The organism is Cryobacterium sp. BB307 (assembly GCF_012274275.1).
In the GTDB taxonomy this organism is placed as follows: Bacteria; Actinomycetota; Actinomycetes; order Actinomycetales; family Microbacteriaceae; genus Terrimesophilobacter.
The window spans coordinates 1,260,298-1,279,143 of sequence record NZ_JAANZA010000001.1 but is presented as its reverse complement, the minus strand read 5'-3'; the positions used below and the strand labels follow the sequence as shown (position 1 = coordinate 1,279,143).

Sequence of the window (18,846 nt, the reverse complement as noted above, 5' to 3'; positions counted from 1 at the left end):
GGATCGTGAAGAATGGCTGGATGATCGAGTTGAGAACCGCGACGGAACTAGAGCAGATGCGACCGGCGGGAGCCTTCGTCGCCGAGGTGCTGGGCGAGCTGCGGAAGGCAGCCGACGTCGGCGTGAACCTCCTCGAACTCGACGCGCTTGCTCACGATCTAATCCGTAGGCGCGGTGCCGTCAGCACCTACATCGACTATCACCCTTCGTTCGGTGCCATGCCGTTCGGGAAGGTGCTGTGCACATCGGTCAACGACGCCGCACTGCACGGGCTGCCCCACAACTACCGGCTGCAGGACGGCGACCTGCTCAGCATCGACTTCGCCGCATCCGTCGACGGCTGGGTCGCGGACTCGGCGGTGTCCCTGGTCGTCGGCACACCGCGCGCGGAGGACCTGGCGCTCATCGAGACGACGGAACAAGCGCTGGCGGCGGGCATCGAGGCGGCGCGCGTCGGCAACCGGATGGGCGACGTGTCATCGGCGATCGGCGAGGTGGCCCGCGCGGCTGGCTTGTCCATCAACACCGACTTCGGTGGTCATGGCGTCGGGCGCACCATGCACGGTGACCCGCACGTGCCCAATGACGGACGCCCCGGCCGGGGTTTCCCGCTGAAGCCCGGCCTGGTCTTCGCGATCGAGCCGTGGTTCATGCTCGGCACCGACCGGCTCTACACGGATGCCGACGGCTGGACGCTGCGGAGCGTCGACGGCTCACGCGCTGCGCACGCAGAGCACACCATCGCCATCACCGACGACGGCCCGCTGGTGCTGACCGCGCGCGACTGACTCGGGTCACTCGGGTGGGAGCAGGTCTGGGCGGACGCGTCGGGTCCGCTCCAGCTGCTGCTCGCGGCGCCAGGCGGCGATGGCCGCGTGGTTGCCGCTGAGCAGCACCGGCGGCACGCTCAGGCCACGCCATTCGGCCGGCTTGGTGTAGCTCGGATATTCGAGCAGGCCGTCGCTGTGCGACTCCTCGACGAGGCTCTCCGGGTTGCCGACAACGCCCGGGATGAGCCGACCGATCGCCTCGATCATCGCCATCGCGGCGACCTCTCCCCCGTTCAGCACGTAGTCGCCGAGGCTGACCATGCGCACGCGCGCACGCGTCGCGGTGTGCTCGACCACGCGCTCATCGATGCCCTCGTACCGCCCGCATCCGAAGACCAGGTGCTGCTCGTCGGCCAGCTCGCGTGCCATCGCCTGCGTGAACGGCTCTCCGGCGGGCGACGGGAATACCACAACAGCATCGCCCTCGAGGATGCCATCCAGCGCTTCACCCCACGGTTCGGGCTTCATCACCATGCCTGCGCCGCCGCCGTATGGCGTGTCGTCGACGGTACGGTGACGATCGCGCGTGAAGTCGCGCAGGTCGTGCACGCCCAGTTCGATGAGACCGGATGCGCGCGCCTTGCCGAGCAACGACACGTCCAGCACCGAGAAGAACTCGGGGAAAATCGTGACGATGTCGATGCGCATGGGCACGAGCCTACGGTGCGGTCGGTTCCCCGGTGGCCGCGTCGCCATCGGCGGGTGTCGCCGTCTCCGCTTCCGACGCATCCTCCGGCAGTGCCTCGAACAGGCCCGCCGGCGGCGTGACGGTGAGGATGCCCGCGGCGAGGTCGACGCTGGGCACGATCGCCTTGACGAACGGCACCATCACCTCGCCGGACTCGGTCTGGACGACCAGCAGGTCCTGCGCGGGCAGGTGCTCCAGCCGCGCGACCGTTCCGACGGTCTCGCCTTCGCGCACGACCCCCAGCCCGACCAGCTGGTGGTCGTACCAGGCGTCGTCCTCCTCCGGCAGTTCTGCCGGGTCGTGATCGACAAGCAGGATCGCCTTGATGAGGGACTCAGCCGCGGTGCGGTCGCCGATCCCTTCGAAGAAGGCGACCGGCTGGGTGTTGTAGTAGCGCAGCTCGGTCAGTTCGATCGATTTGCCATGCCAGGGGGACGATTCCGGCACTTGCAACCAGAATCGCGCCCCCGGCACGAACCGCTTCTCCGGCTCGTCGGTATACAGCTCGATCTTGATCGCTCCCTTGAGGCCGTGAGCCTTGGTGAGTCGACCAACCCGAAGCCGGTTGTTCTCTGCTGATGCCACTCTAGGAATCGGTGTCGAGCACGTCGACGCGCACCTTGCGGCCGTCGGCGAGTGCGCTGACCAGCGTGCGGAGCGCCTTGGCGGTGCGGCCGGAACGGCCGATCACACGACCGAGGTCATCCGGGTTGACACGAACCTCGAGGATCTCGCCGCGTGGCGAGTTCTTTGCGACAACCTGAACATCGTCAGGGTTGTCGACGATCCCCTTCACGAGGTGCTCCAGAGCGGCAGCAAGCAACGGTTATTCCTTGCCCGGCTCAGCCGCGGCAGCGGCGTCGGCCTCGGAGCCCGCGGCCTGCTCGGCCGTCTCCTCGGCGGGGGCGGGGGCGGCGTCAGCAACCTCGGCCTCGGCGGGAGCTGCCTCGGTGGCGACCTCGTCACCGGTGGTGGCTGCCTCTTCGGCTTCGGCCTTGGCCGGCTTCTTCTCTTCCTTGGGCTTCAGGACGGGCTTCTTCTTCTCGTCCGCCTGGAACTCGGGCTTGGCCTCGGCGGTGCGCACCGTGTTGGTGGGGTTCTTCTCACCCTTGAAGGTGCCCCAGTCGCCGGTGAGCTTCAGCAGCGCCATGACCTGCTCGGTCGGCTGCGCGCCGACGCTGAGCCAGTACTGCGCACGGTCGGACTTGATCTCGATGACCGAGGGCTCCTCGGTGGGGTGGTACTTGCCGATCTCCTCGATCACGCGACCGTCACGCTTGGTGCGCGAGTCGGCGACGACGATGCGGTAGTAGGGTGCCCGGATCTTGCCCAGGCGCTTGAGGCGAATCTTTACAGCCACAATTCTCCGATTGATTCAATAGTTGGTTGAACTGAGCGCCGTGGGCGTGGGGGCACACTCGGCTCAAAAGCTCTGATGGGGTCTTGCGGCCAGCCTGATAGAGGGTCGGGCGGGCCGGGACTCGACTTACTATTCTGACAGATTTCCGGCGCTCGCGGGAACCGGCGTCGATTCCGGGCGACGCGGACGCATCCGGGACACCGCCACGCCGACCAGGCACAGCGCGCCACCGACGATCGCGAGCGGAGCGGGGATCTCGCTGAAGACGAGCCAGCCGAGCAGGATGACGAGCGCTGGCACCACATAGGTGGTGACGCCGAGCTGGCTGGCCGGCATTCGGCCGAGGGCGTAGGCCCAGGTGCTGAAGGCGAGCGCGGTCGGGACGGCGCCGAGGTAGATCATTCCGAGCACGGCCTCGATCGGCGCGGCCTGCACCTCGCTGATCAGGTTGCCGGTGAACGGGAGGCAGGCGATCGTGCCGATGGCCGCGCCCATCCAGGTCACCTGCGATGCTGGCAGCGACTTCAGGACCGGCTTCTGGCACAGCACGCCGATCGAGTAGGTGACTGCAGCGAGCAGGCACCACCAGATGCCCGCTCCGCCGCCGAGGCTGGCACCGGATGCGATCCCGATCAGGATGACGCCGAAGAAGGCGACACTGGTGCCGACGATGAGCCACTTCGGCACCCGCTCCCCCAGGAACACTCCCGCACCGAGGGCGATCAGGATGGGTGCGATGTTCACGATCATGGCGCTCGTCCCCGCATCGAGCGTCTGCTCTGCGATGTTGAGAGCGACGTTGTAGAGCCCGAACCAGGCAATGCCGAACACGAGGATCAGGACCCACTCGCGCCCGGTCGGCTTCACCCAGCGCTTGCCGATAAGCAGCAGCGCGAGCAACACCGTGCCGACGACCAGTCGACCGAGGGCGAGACCACCGCCGCTGAAGTGCGGCGCGACTCCGCGAATCACGATGAACGCGCTCGCCCAGGCGAGCACCGTCACAATGATCGCGACGAGCACGAGCGGTGTGACGCCGGATGCCGGTGTCGGAGCTGCGTCGCGTTTCATGGTCGAAGTCACCTGACTCACGCTAGTCGTGACCGGCGACAACCTTTGACCGCACCGTTGACTCTGGCAGAAGGCGTGTGAGGGTTGGCAGGAACGATCAGGAAGCCAACTTCGAGCGGTGCCCATCCCGCCAGGAGAGCCAGTCCCTGACCATGTCGAGGTTGTAGTGCGGGCCAGACAGTCCGAGCGTGAACAGTGTGGCGCCGAGGTCGACGAGTTCGTCGGCCTCCTCTGGTGTGCGGCGTCTGAGTTCCGTTGAGATCTCGATCTGCGAGGTGTCCCGGTCGACCGCGCGACCGTGCTCGGCGAGGACACCGAGCTTGCGCTCCAGGGTCGGCACGTCGCTGAAGCTGTGCCAGATGTCGGCGTGCTCTGCGACAATCCGCAGCGTCTTCTTCTCGCCGCCACCGCCGATCAGGATCGGGATGGGGCGGGTCGGCTGCGGGTTGAGCCTGGTCCAGCGCTCCTTGATGATGGGCAGGTCGCGAGCGAGCGCGGCGATGCGGGTTCCCGGCGTGCCGAACTCGTAGCCATACTCCGTGTAGTCGCGCCAGAACCATCCGGCGCCGGTGCCGAAGATGAACCGGCCGGTGCCGCCCTTGGCGCTGATGTGGTCGATGGTGCGTGCCATGTCTGCTTGCAGGCTGGGGTTGCGGTAGCTATTGCAGTTCACGAGAGCGCCGAGTTCGACCCGGCTGGTCTGCTCGGCGATGGCGGCGAGCATCGTCCATGACTCGAAGTGCAGGCCGTCGCGCTCACCGGACAGCGGGAAGAAGTGGTCCCAATTGAAGATGATGTCGACGCCCAGCTCCTCGAGCTCGATGACGGCGTCGCGGATGGCCGCATATGGTGCGTGCTGCGGCGCGAGTTGCACGCCGATGCGGATGGGACGCGTGGGCATGCCCCAAGCCTAGGCTGGCTGCACTCGCCCCAGCTCGACTCCGGATGCGTCGACGAAGACGAGCGCTTCGCCGTCGAAGCCAGCGTGGCGGGCGCCGGATGCCCAGAACGCGGTTGGCGCACCGTCGCACGCGATGAGGGTGGATGGGCCGGCGGTGGCGAGCCATTCACCGTCCGCGCCCACCGCCCAGCGACCCTGTGATCCGTTGCAGCCGTCGGAGCCGGTGTAGCTGCCATCCGCAGCGAACTCGATGAAGGCATCCGTACCCTCGCCCGCTCCGATGGGCAGCCAGCGGCCAACCACCGCGTCGACAGATGCGGGCTCAAGGTCGCTCGGCAACGGTGCCGGCTCGGCGAAGTGTTCGCGCGTCCGGTCGGTGATCTCCGGCGCTTCGCGCATCGAGTCGCTGACGTTCGGGTTGGGTGGCGGAGTGCCGTCGATGGTGAGGGAGGCGATGACACCGCCGGAGCGGTCGAGCAGTTCCCAACCGTCGACGCTGGGCTCGTAGCCCGTCACCTCGTCAAGCCAGTCCACCCTGGGCATCTGGCCGTTCTCGACACATCCCTCCAGCGCCCCGTGGACGTCAGCGATGAAAATGCGCTCCCCCGCCTGCCAGGATCCACTCACAACGCCGCAGTCGCGCCACAGCTCGAAGCTCCCCGCGTCGAGCCGCAGCCAGGTCTCGTCGGACTCGTGTGGTGCATCGACTCGCCACATGCCGACGAGATCGATCGCCCCGGACTCGCCGCTTGGCGCCGACTCGCTCGGCGCACCCCCGGGGGAACTCGCGCATCCGGCCAGCAACGCCAGCGAGGCAACGGGGACAGCGAAGGAAAGCAGGGTGGAACGCCTCATGGCACAAAGCTAGTGACTGCGCTCGCCAACCGGTACCCAACGTTTCGCGGCTCTCGCACGTACGGCACCATTCGTTCACCGACGGTTGGTGGACGCGTCACCGCACCGTGGCCGGACATCCGGAGGCGGATGCGATGGTGGCGGGGTGAGAGTCGCACTGGTCGCAGAATCCTTCCTCCCACACATGAACGGCGTCACCCATTCGCTGTTGCGGGTGATCGACCACCTCGCTGCGCGCGGCGACGACGTGCTGGTGCTCGCACCGCGCACCGCCGAGCTGCCCGCCACGGTCGGCGGCGTAAACGTCGAGGGCGTCCCGTCGTTCGCGCTGCCCGCGTACCGGAAGGTGCGGGTCGCGACGGTGACGAGGAACCGCATCGCGAAGAGCCTGCGTGCCTTCCGCCCCGATGTCGTGCACCTCGCCTCGCCCTTCGTGCTCGGCTGGCAGGCGATGATCGCCGCCGAACGGCTCGATCTGCCGACCCTCGCGATCTACCAGACGGATGTGCCCGCCTACGCGGCCCGCTACGGCTTCCCGTTCGCGGAGGCGCTGCTGTGGCAGCACGTTCAGCGCATCCACCAGCGCTCGACCCTCAACCTGGCGCCGTCGAGCTACGCGGTGCGGCAGTTGCGCGAGCACCAGATCGACCGGGTGCGCACCTGGGTGCGAGGGGTGGACAGCGCACGGTTCTCGCCCGCGAAGCGTGACGACGCCTGGCGGGAGCTGGTTGCTCCAAACGGCGAGCGCATCGTGGGCTTCGTCGGCCGGCTCGCCGCAGAGAAGCAGGTCGAGGACCTCCGGGTGCTTGCGACGCTGCAGGGCGTCAAGCTCGCCATCGTCGGTGACGGACCGCAGCGGGCCAGGTTGGAGCAGCTGCTGCCGACAGCACACTTCGCGGGTTTCCTTGGCGGCGACGACCTCGCGCGGGCGGTCGCCAGTTTCGACGTGTTCGTGCATCCGGGCGAGTCGGAGACGTTCTGCCAGACCATCCAGGAGGCGATGGCGAGCGCCGTGCCGGTTGTCGCCACCGGGCGCGGCGGACCGGTCGACCTGGTCGATTCCAGCCGGACCGGATGGCTGTACTCCCCCGGCAACCTGCACGAGCTGCGCGAGCGCGTCGCCGACCTGGCCGGCGACACCGCGAAGCGGCTCGCGTTTGCTAGCGCGGCGCACACCGCAGTGCGCGACAGGTCGTGGTCGAGCGTGTGCGACGCGCTGGTCGAGCACTACCGCGAGGCCATCGAGCTGCACGCGGAACGTCCGATCGCCGGATGGCGCGCTGCGGCGCCTGCTCGCCGGAGCTAGAGCCGCCTAGCGGCCGAGGAACTTCTGCAGCGCAGCGAGCTCTTCCTCGCTCGGACCGCCCTGCTTGGCCGCACCGCCGAGGCCGAAACCGGCTCCGCCCGCTCCAGCACCGCCCGGCTGAATGCCGGCGGCGAGCGCCGCCTCTTCTGCCGCGCGCTTCGCCGGGTTGCCCGAGCGGGAGCCCTTCTTGCCCTTCTTCGCCTGCTGCTTCATCCGGCCGCCCGGCATCGGTCCCATTCCCGGGATCTGCGGCATACCGCCCTTGGCGACGGTCTTCATCATCTTCGCGGCCTGCTCGAAGCGGGTCACAAGCTGGTTGACATCGGTGACGGTCGTGCCAGACCCCTTCGCGATGCGCAGGCGACGGGACCCGTTCAGCAGTTTCGGCTGGCGCCGCTCCGACGGGGTCATCGACTGGATGATCGCCTCGGTGCGGGTGATTTCCCGCTCGTCGAAGTTGTCCAGTTGCTGCCGCATACCCTTCGCGCCGGGCAGCATCCCGAGCATGCCCTTGATGGAGCCCATGTTCTTGAGCTGCTGCATCTGGGCCAGGAAGTCCTCGAGGGTGAACGTGTCGGTCGCGAACTTCTCGGCGACTTTGAGCGCCTCTTCCTCGTCGATGGCCTTCTGCGCCTGCTCGATGAGGGTCAGGATGTCGCCGAGGTCGAGAATTCGGCTTGCCATCCGGTCGGGGTAGAACGGCTCGAAGTCGCCGAGGCCCTCACCGGTCGAGGCGAACATGATCGGACGGCCGGTAACCGATGCGACCGACAGCGCCGCGCCACCGCGGGCGTCGCCGTCGAGCTTGGTGAGCACGACGCCGGTGAAGTCGACGCCGTCCTGGAATGCCTTTGCCGTGGCGACCGCGTCCTGGCCGATCATCGCGTCGATGACGAACAGCACCTCATCCGGCGCGGTCGCCTTGCGGATGTCGGAGGCCTGCTTCATCATTTCCGCGTCTACGCCGAGGCGTCCGGCGGTGTCGATGATGACGATGTCGTACTGCTTGTCCTGCGCGAACTTGACGGCGTCCTTCGCAACACGCACCGGGTCGCCCACGCCGTTGCCCGGTTCAGGGGCGAAGACCTTGACGCCGGCCTGTTCGCCGACAACCTGCAGCTGGGTGACGGCGTTGGGACGCTGCAAGTCGGCTGCGACGAGCATCGGCGTGTGGTTCTCGGATGCGAGCCACTTCGCGAGCTTGCCCGCGAGCGTCGTCTTACCCGCACCCTGGAGACCCGCGAGCATGATCACGGTCGGCGGATTCTTGGCGAACTCGAGCCGCCGCTGCTCACCTCCGAGGATGCCGATGAGCTCCTCGTTGACGATCTGCACGACCTGCTGCGCCGGGTTCAGCGCCTTGTTGACCTCGTCGCCGAGGGCGCGCTCGCGCACCTTCCCGGTGAATTCCTTGACGACATCGAGGGCGACGTCAGCGTCTAGCAGTGCGCGTCGGATTTCGCGGACTGTGCCATCGACATCCGCTGGGCTGAGCTTGCCCTTGCCGCGCAGCTTCTTGAACGTCTCTGTGAGACGGTCGGTGAGGTTTCCGAAAGTGGCCATGGTGCTGCCCAGTTTAGGTGATCGAGGCTGTCCGTCTGGCGGGGCGATATCGTGGCGACATGACCAGTGAACCGCTTGTGCTCCCGTTCGACGGTGGGGTGCCCCAGATCGACGACACCGCGTGGGTCGCCCCCAATGCGACCGTGATCGGGCGCGTCAACCTCGGCTCGGAGTCAAGCGTGTTCTACGGAGCCGTGCTGCGCGGCGACACCGACAGCATCACGCTCGGCGCGCGCAGCAACCTGCAGGACAACGTGGTCGTGCATTGCGACACGGGCATTCCGACCTCGATCGGCTCGGGCGTCAGCGTCGGCCATGCCGCGGTGCTGCACGGCTGCACCGTCGACGACGACTGCCTGATCGGGATGAGCGCGACCGTGCTCAATGGTGCGGTGATCGGCGCCGGGTCCCTGGTCGCGGCTGGCGCCGTCGTGCTCGAGGGCACCGTCATCCCACCCGGTTCACTCGTGGCTGGTGTGCCGGCCAAGGTGCGCCGTCCGCTGACCGACGAAGAGCTGAAGAAGGTCCGCGGCAATGCGACGCACTATGTGGAGCTGAGCCGGCAGCACCGACGGTAGGGCGTTAGCGCTTGAGCTTCGGCAGCACCTCGCGACCGAAAACCTCGATCCATTCGCGCTGGTTGCGGCCGACGTTGTGCAGGTAGATCCGGTCGAAGCCCAGGTCGACGAACCTCTGGATGTACGCGCGGTGCACGTCCGGGTCGGAGTCGATGACCATCCGCCCCTCGAAGTCCTCGGGCCGCACGAGTTTCGCCATCTGCTCCAGCTCGAACGGCGACCGGATGTCCCCCTTCGGGAACTTCATCCCGCCGTTCGGCCACTCGTGCAGCGCGTTCGCCATCGCCTCTTCGGTCGTCGGCGCCCAGCTCAGGTGCAGCTGCAGCACCCTGGGCATCGTCGATGGGTCCTTCCCCGCCTCACGGGCCCCCTCGTCAAACTTGCCGAACAGCATCGAGATCTTCTCCAGCGGAGCGCCGACCGTGATGAGCCCGTCAACGTGCTTGCCCGCGCGGCGCGCGGTCACCGGCCCGGCCGTTGCAACCAGGATCTCCGGCGCCACCTCTGGCATCGTCCACAGCCGCGTGCTCTCGAGCTTGAAGTACTGCCCGGTGTGCTTGACATCCCTACCGGCGATGGACGCCGAGAACAGTTTCTTGATGATGTCGATGGCCTCGAACATCCGGTTGATGCGCTCGGGCGCCTCCGGCCAGTACTCGCCGATGATGTGCTCGTTGAGCGCCTCACCCGACCCGAGGCCAAGCCAGTGTCGTCCCGGATACATCGAGGCAAGGGTCGCGGATGCCTGCGCAACCATCGCAGGATGCCAGCGGAACGTCGGCGCGGTGACGCCGGGGCCGAAGTCACCCCTGGTGCGCTCCCCGACCGCGGCGAGCATCGCCCAGACGAAGGAGGACTGCCCCTGGGCGGGAACCCACGGCTGGAAGTGGTCAGCCGCCATGACGCCGCTGAAGCCGTGCTCCTCGGCAAACGCCGACAACGCAACGGCCTCCGCCGGTGCGAACTGCTCCAGCATTGCCGCGTAACCGATCTGAAGGTCGCTCATGCGATCATCCTTCCACTCGCGCTGGTCAGCCGACGAGGTTTTGAACGAAAACGTGCGGCGTGAAGCCGGTGAGGTCGCCGATGCCCTCGCCCTGCCCTATGAGCTTGATCGGAATGCCGGTCTTCTCCTGCACCGCGAGCACGAACCCGCCCTTCGCGGACCCGTCCAGCTTGGTCAGCACCAGCCCGGTGACGCCCGCGTGCTCGATGAACGCCTCGGCCTGCGCGAGCCCGTTCTGGCCGGTGGTCGCATCCAGCACTAGCAGCACCTCGGCGATGTCCGACTGCTTCTCCACCACCCGGCGGATCTTCGACAGCTCGTCCATGAGACCGCTCTTGGTCTGCAGCCGACCTGCGGTGTCGATGATGACGATGTCGATGCCCTCACGCTTGGCCTTGTCGACAGTCTGGAACGCGACGGATGCCGGGTCCTGACCCTGCTGCTGGGGACGGACGATGTCCGCGCCAGCCCGCTCTGCCCAGGTTGCCAGCTGTTCGACCGCTGCCGCGCGGAACGTGTCGGCCGCCCCGACGACGACACTGCGGTCGAAGTTGCGCAGGAACTTCGCGAACTTGCCGATCGTGGTGGTCTTGCCGACCCCGTTGACGCCAACGACGAGCACAACCGCGGGGCGGTCGCTGAGCCGCAGCGTCGGGTCGAGCTTCGACAGTCGCTCCTCGAGGCTCTCCCGCAACATCCGCTTCAGGTCGGCCGGGTCGGTCGTGCGATACCGGTCCACCTTTTCCCGCAGATCCTCGATGACGCCGTCAGTGACATCCGGACCGAAGTCGGCGGTGATCAGCGCATCCTCGAGGTCCTCCCAGGTGTTGTCGTCGATGGTCGGCTTCGCGAACATGCCGCGAAGTGCTCCGGTCAGTGACCACGGGGTGCGCTCAGCCATGGGGTCGAGTCTATTGAAGCCGGTGCCACCGCCCCTCCAGCGACCACAACGGAATCCCCGTCACTTTCCCAGCCCCGCGTGCGACGGTCGAAAGATGACCGTCATCGGCTTCCATGCCTCCCATGAACAGGTTCACCCGAGCGCGCTCATCGATGCCGTCCAGCATGCAGAGCAGGCCGGCTTCACCGCGGCCATGTGCAGCGACCACTTCGCGCCGTGGAGCGAGCGGCAGGGCCATTCCGCATTCGCGTGGGCGTGGCTCGGCGCGGCACTGCAGGCCACCCGGCTGCCGTTCGGGGTCGTGAACGCGCCGGGCCAGCGCTACCACCCCGCGATCATCGCGCAAGCGGCGGCAACCCTCGCCGCGATGTACCCGGGACGGTTCTGGGCGGCCCTCGGCAGCGGCGAGAACATGAACGAGCACATCACCGGCGACGAGTGGCCGGACAAGGACACCCGCAACCGGCGGCTGCGGCAGAGCGTCGACGTCATCCGGCGCATGCTCGCCGGTGAGCAGGTGAGCGCAACCGGCGACGTCGCCGTGCACGAGGCGAGGCTCTGGACGCTTCCGGATGTTCCTCCCCCACTGTTCGCCGCAGCAGTCACCCCGGCCACCGCAAGCTGGGCGGCCGACTGGGCGGACGGGCTGATCACCGTCGCCCAGCCGCACGACGCGCTGCGCGAGGTCATCGACGCGTACCGTTCCGCGGGCGGCACCGGACCGGTCGCGCTCCAGGTGCACCTGAGCTACGCGCCCACTTACGACGAGGCACTGGCGATCGCGCACGATCAGTGGCGAAACGGCGCGATCGGGCCGCCTCGATGCTGGGACATCTGGGCGACGGAAGAGTTTGATCGCGAGAGCGCGAACGTGCCGGCAGAGCAACTCCCCGATCTCGTACAGGTCTCCGATGACCTCGCCCGCCACGTCGACTGGCTGGGTGAGGCCATCGAGCTCGGCTTCGACGAGGTGTACCTGCACCACGTCGGCAAGGAACAGCTGGTGTTCATCGAGCAGTTCGGCGCGCACGTGCTGCCGCAACTTCGCCCGACGGCGAGGAGCGTGGCATGAGAATCACCGACACGAGCGACCTGTGGTGGAAGAACGCCGTCCTGTACTGCCTCGACGTCGAGACGTTCATGGACTGGGACGGCGACGGTCGCGGCGACTTCGGCGGACTCGCCCACCGGCTCGACTACCTGTCCGACCTCGGAGTGACATGCCTGTGGCTCATGCCGTTCTTCCCGACACCCGACCGCGACGACGGCTACGACATCATGGATTTCTACGGCATCGACAAGCGCCTCGGCCACATCGGTGACCTGGTCGAGGTGATTCGCAGCGCCAAGGACCGTGGCATGCGCGTCATCGCCGACCTGGTCGTCAACCACACATCCGACCGGCATCCGTGGTTCCAGGCGGCCAGGTCCAGCCCTGATTCGCCGTACCGCGACTTCTATGTGTGGAGCGACGAGATCCCGAAGGATGCCCCGGAGACCGTGTTTCCGGGCGAGGAGAAGGGCGTCTGGTCGTTCGATGAGAAGGCCGGCCAGTACTACCTGCACCGCTTCTACAAGCACCAGCCGGACCTGAACACCGCCAACCCGAAGGTGCGCGAGGAGATCGCGAAGGTCCTCGGCTATTGGCTGCAGCTCGGCCTCTCCGGCTTCCGCGTCGATGCCGTGCCGTTCTTCCTCGAGACCACCGAGGGAATGCTGCCGGAGGGTCCCGATGCCGGCCACAGCTACCTGCGCGACCTGCGCAGCTTCGTCGGCAGGCGACAAGGCGACGCGATCCTGCTCGGCGAGGTCAACCTGAAGTTCAAGGACCAGCTGGCCTACTTCGGCGGCCCGGATGGCGACGAGCTCTCGATGCAGTTCGACTTCGAGTCGATGCAGCGGTTCTACCTCTCGCTTGTCCGGGAGGATGCGCGCCCCCTCGCCCGCACGCTCGCCAGGCGCCCGAAGCTGGCGCTGCAGTCGCAGTGGGCCAACTTCGTGCGCAATCACGACGAGCTGACCCTCGACAAGCTCACCGAAGTCGAGCGCCGGGAGGTCTTCGACGCCCTCGGCCCTGAGCCCCGCATGCAGGTTTACGACCGCGGCATCGTGCGCCGCCTCCCCACCATGCTCGACGGCGACCCCCGGCGCATCCGGATGGCGTACAGCCTGCTGTTCTCCCTACCGGGGACACCCGTCTTGTTCTACGGGGAAGAGATCGGCATGGGCGAGAATCTCGATGCCGGCGGGCGTCAGGCGGTGCGTACGCCCATGCAGTGGACTGACGCGAAGAACGGCGGCTTCTCAACCGCGCGGCCGTCGGCGTTGCCCAATCCGGTCGTGGCTGACGGTTTCGGCCCTGACCACATCAATGTGAATCAGCAACGGCACGACCCCGATTCGCTGCTCAGCTTCATCCAGTTGCTCATCCGCCGCTACCGGGCATCGGCCGAGATCGGCTGGGGCGACCTGAGCATCCTCGAGCAGCCTCACGCATCCGTCCTTGCGCACCGCGTCACCGGGCCCTTGGGGAGCATGATCGCGCTGCACAACTTCTCGCCGAACGCGCTGACCGTCCCGCTCACCGTGGATGGTGTGGATGCCGAAACACGTTTGGTCGACCTGCTCCAGGAGGGCGAGACGCGCACCGACGACCGGGGGCGGGCCGAACTCGACCTGGAGGGGTACGGCTACCGCTGGCTGCGGATCCTGGACCCGGGCACCAGACGGCTCTCCTGAGCGGTGAGTCGGATGATCGTCCACACCGTGACGAAGCCGACCAGGGCGATGGTGACGAAGCCGAGTCCCGAGTAGCCGATCGCGACCAGCACCGGCCCGGCGAGCGCGCCGCTGAGTGCCGCGACCGCGTTCATGGTGAGGTCGGAGACGCCCTGCAGGGCGGCGCGGTCGGGACCTTCCGCGGATTCGGCGACGACGGTCGATCCGGCGATGACCGATGCCGACCAGCCCACCCCGAGCAGCGTGACGCTCAGTGTGACACCTGCTTCCGAGTGGCTCACGAAGCCGGCAAGCAACAGCGAGGCGGCGAACGTCGCCTGGCCGATGAGGATCACCTGGAGTCGGCCCACCCTATCGGCGAGCCACCCGAACACGGGCGACAGGGCGAACATCCCGGCGATGTGCAGACTGAGCGCGAAGCCGACCAGCTCGAGCGTCGCGCCGTGCGAGTACAGATGCACCGGCGTCATCGCCATGACGGCGACCATGGTCGCGTGGCTGAGGGCAACGGTCGTCACGGCGTAGCGCGCAAGGGGGTTGTGTCGTAGCGTCGCGAAGCCGCCTCGGGCGGGGCGTGATTCCTCCGGCGTGCGGCTGCCGATCGCCGTGAGCAGCGGGTCAGGACGAAGACCGACGAGGTAGACGACGGTCGCTGCCACCTGGGCGGCGACGGTGAAGATGAACGGGCCGGTGAGCGTCGGCAGGCCGAGCGCGGCGCCAAGCGCCTCCCCAGGGCCGATCAGGTTCGGGCCGAGCACCGCGCCAATCGTCGTCGACCAGACAACCACGGACAGCTGACGCCCGCGGCGGTCCGGCTGAGCCAGGTCGGTGGCCGCGAACCGCGCCTGCAGGTTCGTGGCCCCGATGACGCCGGTGAGCAGGAATGCGACGATCAGCAGTGGGAACGATCCGAGCGCCGCCGACACCGTTGCCAGCACCGCGCCGGCGATGCCGAGAATCGACCCTGCCGCTAGCGCGAACCCCCGCCCACGCCGCATCGCCAAGCGGGCCAACGGCAACGCGATGATGGCAGCCCCGAGAGTGCTCATGGTCGACGCCATACCTGACAACGCGTTCTCGCCGCTCACCTCCGCAGCAAGCAATGCGCCAACGGACACCGTCGCCCCGAGGCCGATTCCGCCGAGAATCTGCGCCAGAACGAGGGTGCGGATGACGCGCCTCTGCACCCGCTCGATGTCGATCACTGCGACAGTCTAGGCGCGACAGACCGCCACGAGACGGGGCATTCCTGCCAACCAGATGGGTGGATGGCGGCTGAGCTCACCGACTTCCGCGCGCCCGTTCCGGACATCCGCGCCCCGCGCACCGGGCGCGGATGTCCGGAGCATGCGCGGACGAGTGCGGAGGCTAACGGGCATCGGCTCCGCGATGCAGAGCTTGCCGGTCGTACTCGGAGCTTGCCGGTCCCGCTGGCGGCTCAGCTCGCCTTTTCGTCTTCGCGGGCAACCCGCTGACCGACCACGGCGCTGATCCCATCCGAGCGCATCGAGACGCCGTAGAGCGCATCCGCGATCTCCATCGTGCGCTTTTGGTGGGTGATGACGATGAGCTGCGAGTTCTCGCGGAGCTCCTCGAAGATCGTCAGCAGCCGGCCGAGGTTCGCGTCGTCGAGTGCCGCCTCCACCTCGTCCATGATGTAGAACGGGCTGGGGCGCGCCTTGAAGATCGCGATCAGCAGCGCAACCGCAGCCAGTGAGCGCTCGCCGCCCGAGAGCAGCGACAGCCGCTCGATCTTCTTGCCCGCCGGCTTCACGGTGACCTCGATGCCCGTGGTGAGCAGGTCATCCGGGTCGGTGAGGCGGATGCTGCCGGTGCCGCCGGGGAACAGCACCGGGAAGACGTCGTTGAAGGCCGCCCGAGTGTCCTCGAACGCGGCCTCGAAGATGTCCTTCATCTTCACGTCGAGCTCGTCGATGATCGTGAGCAGGTCCTTGCGGGTGTTTGTCAGGTCGGTGAGCTGCTCGGTGAGGAACTTATGGCGCTGCTCGAGCGCCGCGAACTCCTCGAGCGCGAGGGGGTTGACGCGACCGAGCTGCGCGTACTTGCGCTGCGCGCGGGCCAGGCGGGCTTCCTGCTCGGAGCGGTTGAACGGCTTGCCCTCCGAGGGGGCCATCCACCCTTCATCGGTGATCGAGCTCGTCGAGATCTCGGTCGAGGTCTCGACGGGTTCGACCGTCGGGGCGTCGACCGCCGTTGCGGCATCATCCGGCACCGGTACCTGCGGGCCGTACTCGGCGACGAGAACGTCCTCGACGAGGCCGAGCTCCTCCGCCGCGCGCTCGACGAGCGTGGACAGGTGCAGCTTCTTCTCGTAGATCTGCATCTCGAGCCCGTGCACGCTTTCGCTCACCGCGGTCAGGCGCTCGCGCAGCCCGGCTTCCTGGCGACGCAGCTCGGCGAGCTCCTCGTTCTGCTTGGCGCGATCGGCTTCGCGCGCGGAGAGTTCCATGCGGGCTGCGGTCACCGAGCGGTTCACCGAGTCGAGCACCGCGGGCAGCGCATCAGCGACGCGTTGCGCCTGCTCGATCTGGCGACGTCGGATCACCGCCCGACGGGCGCTCTCCTGCGCGGCGGCGCGCTCCTCCTCAAGCTGCTTCTCCAGCTGCAGTGCCCGCTGGCGTTCCGCACGGACCCGCTCGCGCGCGGCCTCGACCTGGAGTCGCGCCTCAACCTCGCTCTCGCGTGCCGCGTCGAGCTCCTGCGACAGTCCGTCGCGCGCGCTGACGTCGAGGATGGGTTTCGGCCTGGACCGGGCCGACTCGAGGTCGGCTGCAGCCTTCTCCGCCGCAGCCACCGCATCCGCCACCGCGTTCGTGGCAAGCTCGAGACCCTTCTCCAGGCGCTGCGCCTCTGCCTGGGCTGCCTCGAATTGGACCTTGGCGCGGTTGAGCTTCTCGGTGCGCGCGGCCAGCTGGGCGTCGAACTCGCGCAGGGTGGCGAGGGCGCGCTGGGACTGCTCCTTGGCGACCTGAAGCACGCCGCGCTGCTCGGCCAGCTCGAATCGTGCCCGCTCGATGAGCGAGGTCACCTCGGTCAGGCGTTCGGCGGCTGCGTCGCGTTCCGCGAGCAGCTCGATGCGCCCCTGCTTGCCGCCTGAGCCGCCGCGCAGCACGTACTCGGTGAGCACGTCGCCGCCTTTGGTCACGATCGTGATCGGGCCGCCGAGCCCGGCGTCGGCGAGCTTCGGTTCAGCTGAGCGCGCCGCGTCGAGGTCATCGGCGACGGCGATGTAACTGAGGATGCCGAGCACGCCGCCCGGGGCGTCCACGACTGATTGCGCGGCGACGATGCCGGGCAGCGCCGGCCAGGCGGGTGCCATGGCGCCGCTGTCGGCCACGACGATCTCGACCCTGCCGAGATCATGGTGCTTGGCATGCGCTACCGCGTCGATGGCGCTGTCACGGTCCTCGGCGAGCACGCCGTCGGCGAGGCTCCCCAGCGCAGCGGCGATGGCAGCTTCGAACCCGGGCTTCACCTGGATGTGGTCCGCGACGATGCCCCGGATGCCGGTCAACTTCGCAGCGACCAGATCGCCCGCTGCATCCTTGACCTCGAGCGCGCGCGTGAGCGCGTTGGTGCGGGCGGCGAGCGCGTCCCGTTCGCGCTCGAGCGTGTGCAGCGACTCCCGCAGCCGCTCGATCTCCGACTCGGCGGCGACAACGACGCCCTGTGCCTCCTCGTACGCGGCGTCGAGGTCGGTCTCTCCCGCCTCCCCCACCGCGGCGTCCGCTTCCAGCCTGGTGAATTCGGCGAGCGCGGCCTCGCGGCGCTGCTCTGCGGCGTCGAGCGCGTTCTGCTGCCGCAGCACTTCTCCGCGCACCGCGGCGAGCCGCGAGTTGGCTGTGTCGACCGCACCGGCGAGCCCGGCGAGCTCGAGTTCGTGCTTCGACACGAGCGAGCTCTGCAGCGCGATCTCATCGTCCATCGCATCCAGCGCGGCACGTGCGCTGGCGCTCACGGCTTGCGCCTCCTGCCAGGCCCGCTCGGTGTCGCTGATGAGCTCGGCGAGCCGCTCCGCCTCAGCGCGCGCATCATCCACCTGCTGCTGAGTGACACCCGCGCTGAAGTCGTGCACCTCGCCCTGCGCGCCGAGGAGCGCGATCCGCTGGTTTGCGAGCGTGAACAGGCCGCGCAGGCGCTCCTGCACCTGCTCCAGACCGAACGCGATCCGCCTGGCCGTGTCGACCCGATCGCCCTGCTGCGCCGCCTCGATGCGCTGCTCGCGCAGCTTGTTCTGGTCGAGCTGTTCCTGCAGAACGATCCGCTCCGTCTTGCGCTCCGCCTCGCTCGAGGAGTGCACCGCGAGTGACTCGCGCAGCGTCACGATCTCGTCGGCGAGCAGCCGGGCGGTCGCGTCGCGGACTATCGCCGCGATCGACTGCGCCTCACGGGCGATCTCGGCCTGGTGCCCGAGCGGCTTGAGCTGCCGGCGCAGCTCACCCGCGAGATCGTTCAGTCGCGTCAGGTTCGCCTGCATCGCCTCCAGCTTGCGGAGGGTCTTCTCCTTGCGGCGGCGGTGCTTCAGGATGCCGGCGGCCTCCTCGATGAAGCCGCGACGCTCCTCGGGGCTCGCGTGCAGCACGGCATCCAACTGTCCCTGGCCGACGATGACGTGCATCTCGCGCCCGAGCCCGGAGTCGCTCAGCAGCTCCTGCACGTCGAGGAGCCTGCAGTTCTCGCCGTTGATCGCGTATTCGCTGCCGCCGTTGCGGAACAGCGTGCGGCTGATGGTCACTTCGCTGTACTCGATCGGCAGCGCGCCATCGCTGTTGTCGATCGTGAGGGTGACCTCGGCGCGGCCGAGCGGGCCCTTGGTGGCCGTGCCGGCGAAGATGACGTCCTCCATCTTGCCGCCGCGCAGGGTCTTCGCCCCCTGCTCGCCCATCACCCACGCGAGAGCGTCGACGACGTTCGACTTGCCGGAGCCGTTCGGTCCGACGACGCACGTCACCCCTGGTTCGAACGCAAAAGTGGTCGGCTGAGCGAAGGACTTGAACCCCTTGAGGGTCAGGCTCTTCAGGTACACC

17 protein-coding genes are annotated in these 18,846 nt (G+C 67.9%); 5 read left to right on the top strand and 12 right to left on the bottom strand.

Going from position 1 to position 18,846, the window contains the following annotated elements:
- Positions 1-20 precede the first annotated feature (20 nt).
- A complete protein-coding gene (gene map / locus HGK58_RS06250) occupies positions 21-788 on the top strand; it encodes a type I methionyl aminopeptidase (protein ID WP_168626626.1) in 768 nt (255 codons plus the stop codon).
- Between the two features lie 6 nt (positions 789-794).
- On the opposite strand, the gene trmD is transcribed toward map, so the two are convergent.
- The 7 genes from trmD to HGK58_RS06215 form a co-directional block, all read right to left on the bottom strand.
- Positions 795-1,478, bottom strand: a complete 684-nt coding sequence (gene trmD / locus HGK58_RS06245) for a tRNA (guanosine(37)-N1)-methyltransferase TrmD (protein WP_168626625.1) — start codon at positions 1,476-1,478, stop codon at positions 795-797.
- A 10-nt stretch (positions 1,479-1,488) separates the two neighbouring features.
- Positions 1,489-2,103: a ribosome maturation factor RimM gene (gene rimM / locus HGK58_RS06240; protein WP_168626624.1), complete on the bottom strand. Its 615-nt coding sequence runs from the start codon at positions 2,101-2,103 to the stop codon at positions 1,489-1,491.
- A gap of 1 nt (position 2,104) precedes the next feature.
- Entirely contained in the window at positions 2,105-2,341 is a 237-nt protein-coding gene (locus tag HGK58_RS06235; RefSeq protein WP_168626623.1) for an RNA-binding protein, read from the bottom strand.
- Positions 2,342-2,344: 3 nt separating this feature from the next.
- Positions 2,345-2,878 (bottom strand): 30S ribosomal protein S16, encoded by a 534-nt coding sequence (gene rpsP / locus HGK58_RS06230; protein WP_168626621.1) that lies wholly within the window; start codon positions 2,876-2,878, stop codon positions 2,345-2,347.
- Between the two features lie 129 nt (positions 2,879-3,007).
- Positions 3,008-3,961 carry a DMT family transporter gene (locus HGK58_RS06225; protein WP_349236144.1) on the bottom strand — a complete coding sequence of 318 codons (954 nt, stop codon included), beginning with the start codon at positions 3,959-3,961 and terminating at the stop codon, positions 3,008-3,010.
- Positions 3,962-4,046: 85 nt separating this feature from the next.
- Positions 4,047-4,850: an LLM class F420-dependent oxidoreductase gene (locus HGK58_RS06220; RefSeq protein ID WP_168626620.1), complete on the bottom strand. Its 804-nt coding sequence runs from the start codon at positions 4,848-4,850 to the stop codon at positions 4,047-4,049.
- A 9-nt stretch (positions 4,851-4,859) separates the two neighbouring features.
- Positions 4,860-5,705 carry an META domain-containing protein gene (locus HGK58_RS06215; RefSeq protein ID WP_168626619.1) on the bottom strand — a complete coding sequence of 282 codons (846 nt, stop codon included), beginning with the start codon at positions 5,703-5,705 and terminating at the stop codon, positions 4,860-4,862.
- Between the two features lie 145 nt (positions 5,706-5,850).
- On the opposite strand from HGK58_RS06215, the gene HGK58_RS06210 reads away from it, so the two are divergent.
- On the top strand, positions 5,851-7,011 hold the full coding sequence (locus HGK58_RS06210; RefSeq protein ID WP_168626617.1) for a glycosyltransferase family 1 protein: 1,161 nt from the start codon (positions 5,851-5,853) through the stop codon (positions 7,009-7,011).
- 6 nt (positions 7,012-7,017) lie between these two features.
- Here HGK58_RS06210 and ffh read toward each other — a convergent pair whose 3' ends face one another.
- Positions 7,018-8,574: a signal recognition particle protein gene (gene ffh / locus HGK58_RS06205; RefSeq protein WP_168626615.1), complete on the bottom strand. Its 1,557-nt coding sequence runs from the start codon at positions 8,572-8,574 to the stop codon at positions 7,018-7,020.
- Between the two features lie 59 nt (positions 8,575-8,633).
- Here ffh and HGK58_RS06200 point away from each other — a divergent pair, with 59 nt between their 5' ends.
- Positions 8,634-9,152, top strand: a complete 519-nt coding sequence (locus HGK58_RS06200) for a gamma carbonic anhydrase family protein (protein ID WP_168626614.1) — start codon at positions 8,634-8,636, stop codon at positions 9,150-9,152.
- Positions 9,153-9,156: 4 nt separating this feature from the next.
- On the opposite strand, the gene HGK58_RS06195 is transcribed toward HGK58_RS06200, so the two are convergent.
- Both HGK58_RS06195 and ftsY read right to left on the bottom strand, forming a co-directional pair.
- Positions 9,157-10,158, bottom strand: a complete 1,002-nt coding sequence (locus tag HGK58_RS06195; protein WP_168626613.1) for a TIGR03557 family F420-dependent LLM class oxidoreductase — start codon at positions 10,156-10,158, stop codon at positions 9,157-9,159.
- A 25-nt stretch (positions 10,159-10,183) separates the two neighbouring features.
- Positions 10,184-11,059 carry a signal recognition particle-docking protein FtsY gene (ftsY, locus tag HGK58_RS06190; RefSeq protein ID WP_168626611.1) on the bottom strand — a complete coding sequence of 292 codons (876 nt, stop codon included), beginning with the start codon at positions 11,057-11,059 and terminating at the stop codon, positions 10,184-10,186.
- A 94-nt stretch (positions 11,060-11,153) separates the two neighbouring features.
- Here ftsY and HGK58_RS06185 point away from each other — a divergent pair, with 94 nt between their 5' ends.
- On the top strand, positions 11,154-12,131 hold the full coding sequence (locus tag HGK58_RS06185; RefSeq protein WP_168626609.1) for a TIGR03885 family FMN-dependent LLM class oxidoreductase: 978 nt from the start codon (positions 11,154-11,156) through the stop codon (positions 12,129-12,131).
- Positions 12,128-13,798, top strand: a complete 1,671-nt coding sequence (locus HGK58_RS06180; protein ID WP_168626608.1) for an alpha-amylase family protein — start codon at positions 12,128-12,130, stop codon at positions 13,796-13,798. Before HGK58_RS06185 ends, HGK58_RS06180 begins: the two co-directional genes overlap by 4 nt.
- On the opposite strand, the gene HGK58_RS06175 is transcribed toward HGK58_RS06180, so the two are convergent.
- Positions 13,750-15,003: an MFS transporter gene (locus tag HGK58_RS06175; RefSeq protein ID WP_168626607.1), complete on the bottom strand. Its 1,254-nt coding sequence runs from the start codon at positions 15,001-15,003 to the stop codon at positions 13,750-13,752. The two genes, HGK58_RS06180 and HGK58_RS06175, sit on opposite strands and share 49 nt — an antisense overlap.
- A 233-nt stretch (positions 15,004-15,236) precedes the next feature.
- Complete coding sequence (gene smc, locus HGK58_RS06170) at positions 15,237-18,845, bottom strand: chromosome segregation protein SMC (protein ID WP_168626922.1); 3,609 nt, start codon at positions 18,843-18,845, stop codon at positions 15,237-15,239.
- Position 18,846: the final 1 nt, after the last annotated feature.

Bases quoted from the DNA above. Each gene is read 5' to 3' on its own strand.
- map (WP_168626626.1), top strand. From the start codon at position 21: ATGATCGAGTTGAGAACCGCGACGGAACTAGAGCAGATGCGACCGGCG.
- trmD (WP_168626625.1), bottom strand. From the start codon at position 1,478: ATGCGCATCGACATCGTCACGATTTTCCCCGAGTTCTTCTCGGTGCTG.
- HGK58_RS06220 (WP_168626620.1), bottom strand. From the start codon at position 4,850: ATGCCCACGCGTCCCATCCGCATCGGCGTGCAACTCGCGCCGCAGCAC.
- HGK58_RS06215 (WP_168626619.1), bottom strand. From the start codon at position 5,705: ATGAGGCGTTCCACCCTGCTTTCCTTCGCTGTCCCCGTTGCCTCGCTG.
- ffh (WP_168626615.1), bottom strand. From the start codon at position 8,574: ATGGCCACTTTCGGAAACCTCACCGACCGTCTCACAGAGACGTTCAAG.
- HGK58_RS06200 (WP_168626614.1), top strand. From the start codon at position 8,634: ATGACCAGTGAACCGCTTGTGCTCCCGTTCGACGGTGGGGTGCCCCAG.
- HGK58_RS06195 (WP_168626613.1), bottom strand. From the start codon at position 10,158: ATGAGCGACCTTCAGATCGGTTACGCGGCAATGCTGGAGCAGTTCGCA.
- ftsY (WP_168626611.1), bottom strand. From the start codon at position 11,059: ATGGCTGAGCGCACCCCGTGGTCACTGACCGGAGCACTTCGCGGCATG.
- HGK58_RS06185 (WP_168626609.1), top strand. From the start codon at position 11,154: ATGACCGTCATCGGCTTCCATGCCTCCCATGAACAGGTTCACCCGAGC.
- HGK58_RS06180 (WP_168626608.1), top strand. From the start codon at position 12,128: ATGAGAATCACCGACACGAGCGACCTGTGGTGGAAGAACGCCGTCCTG.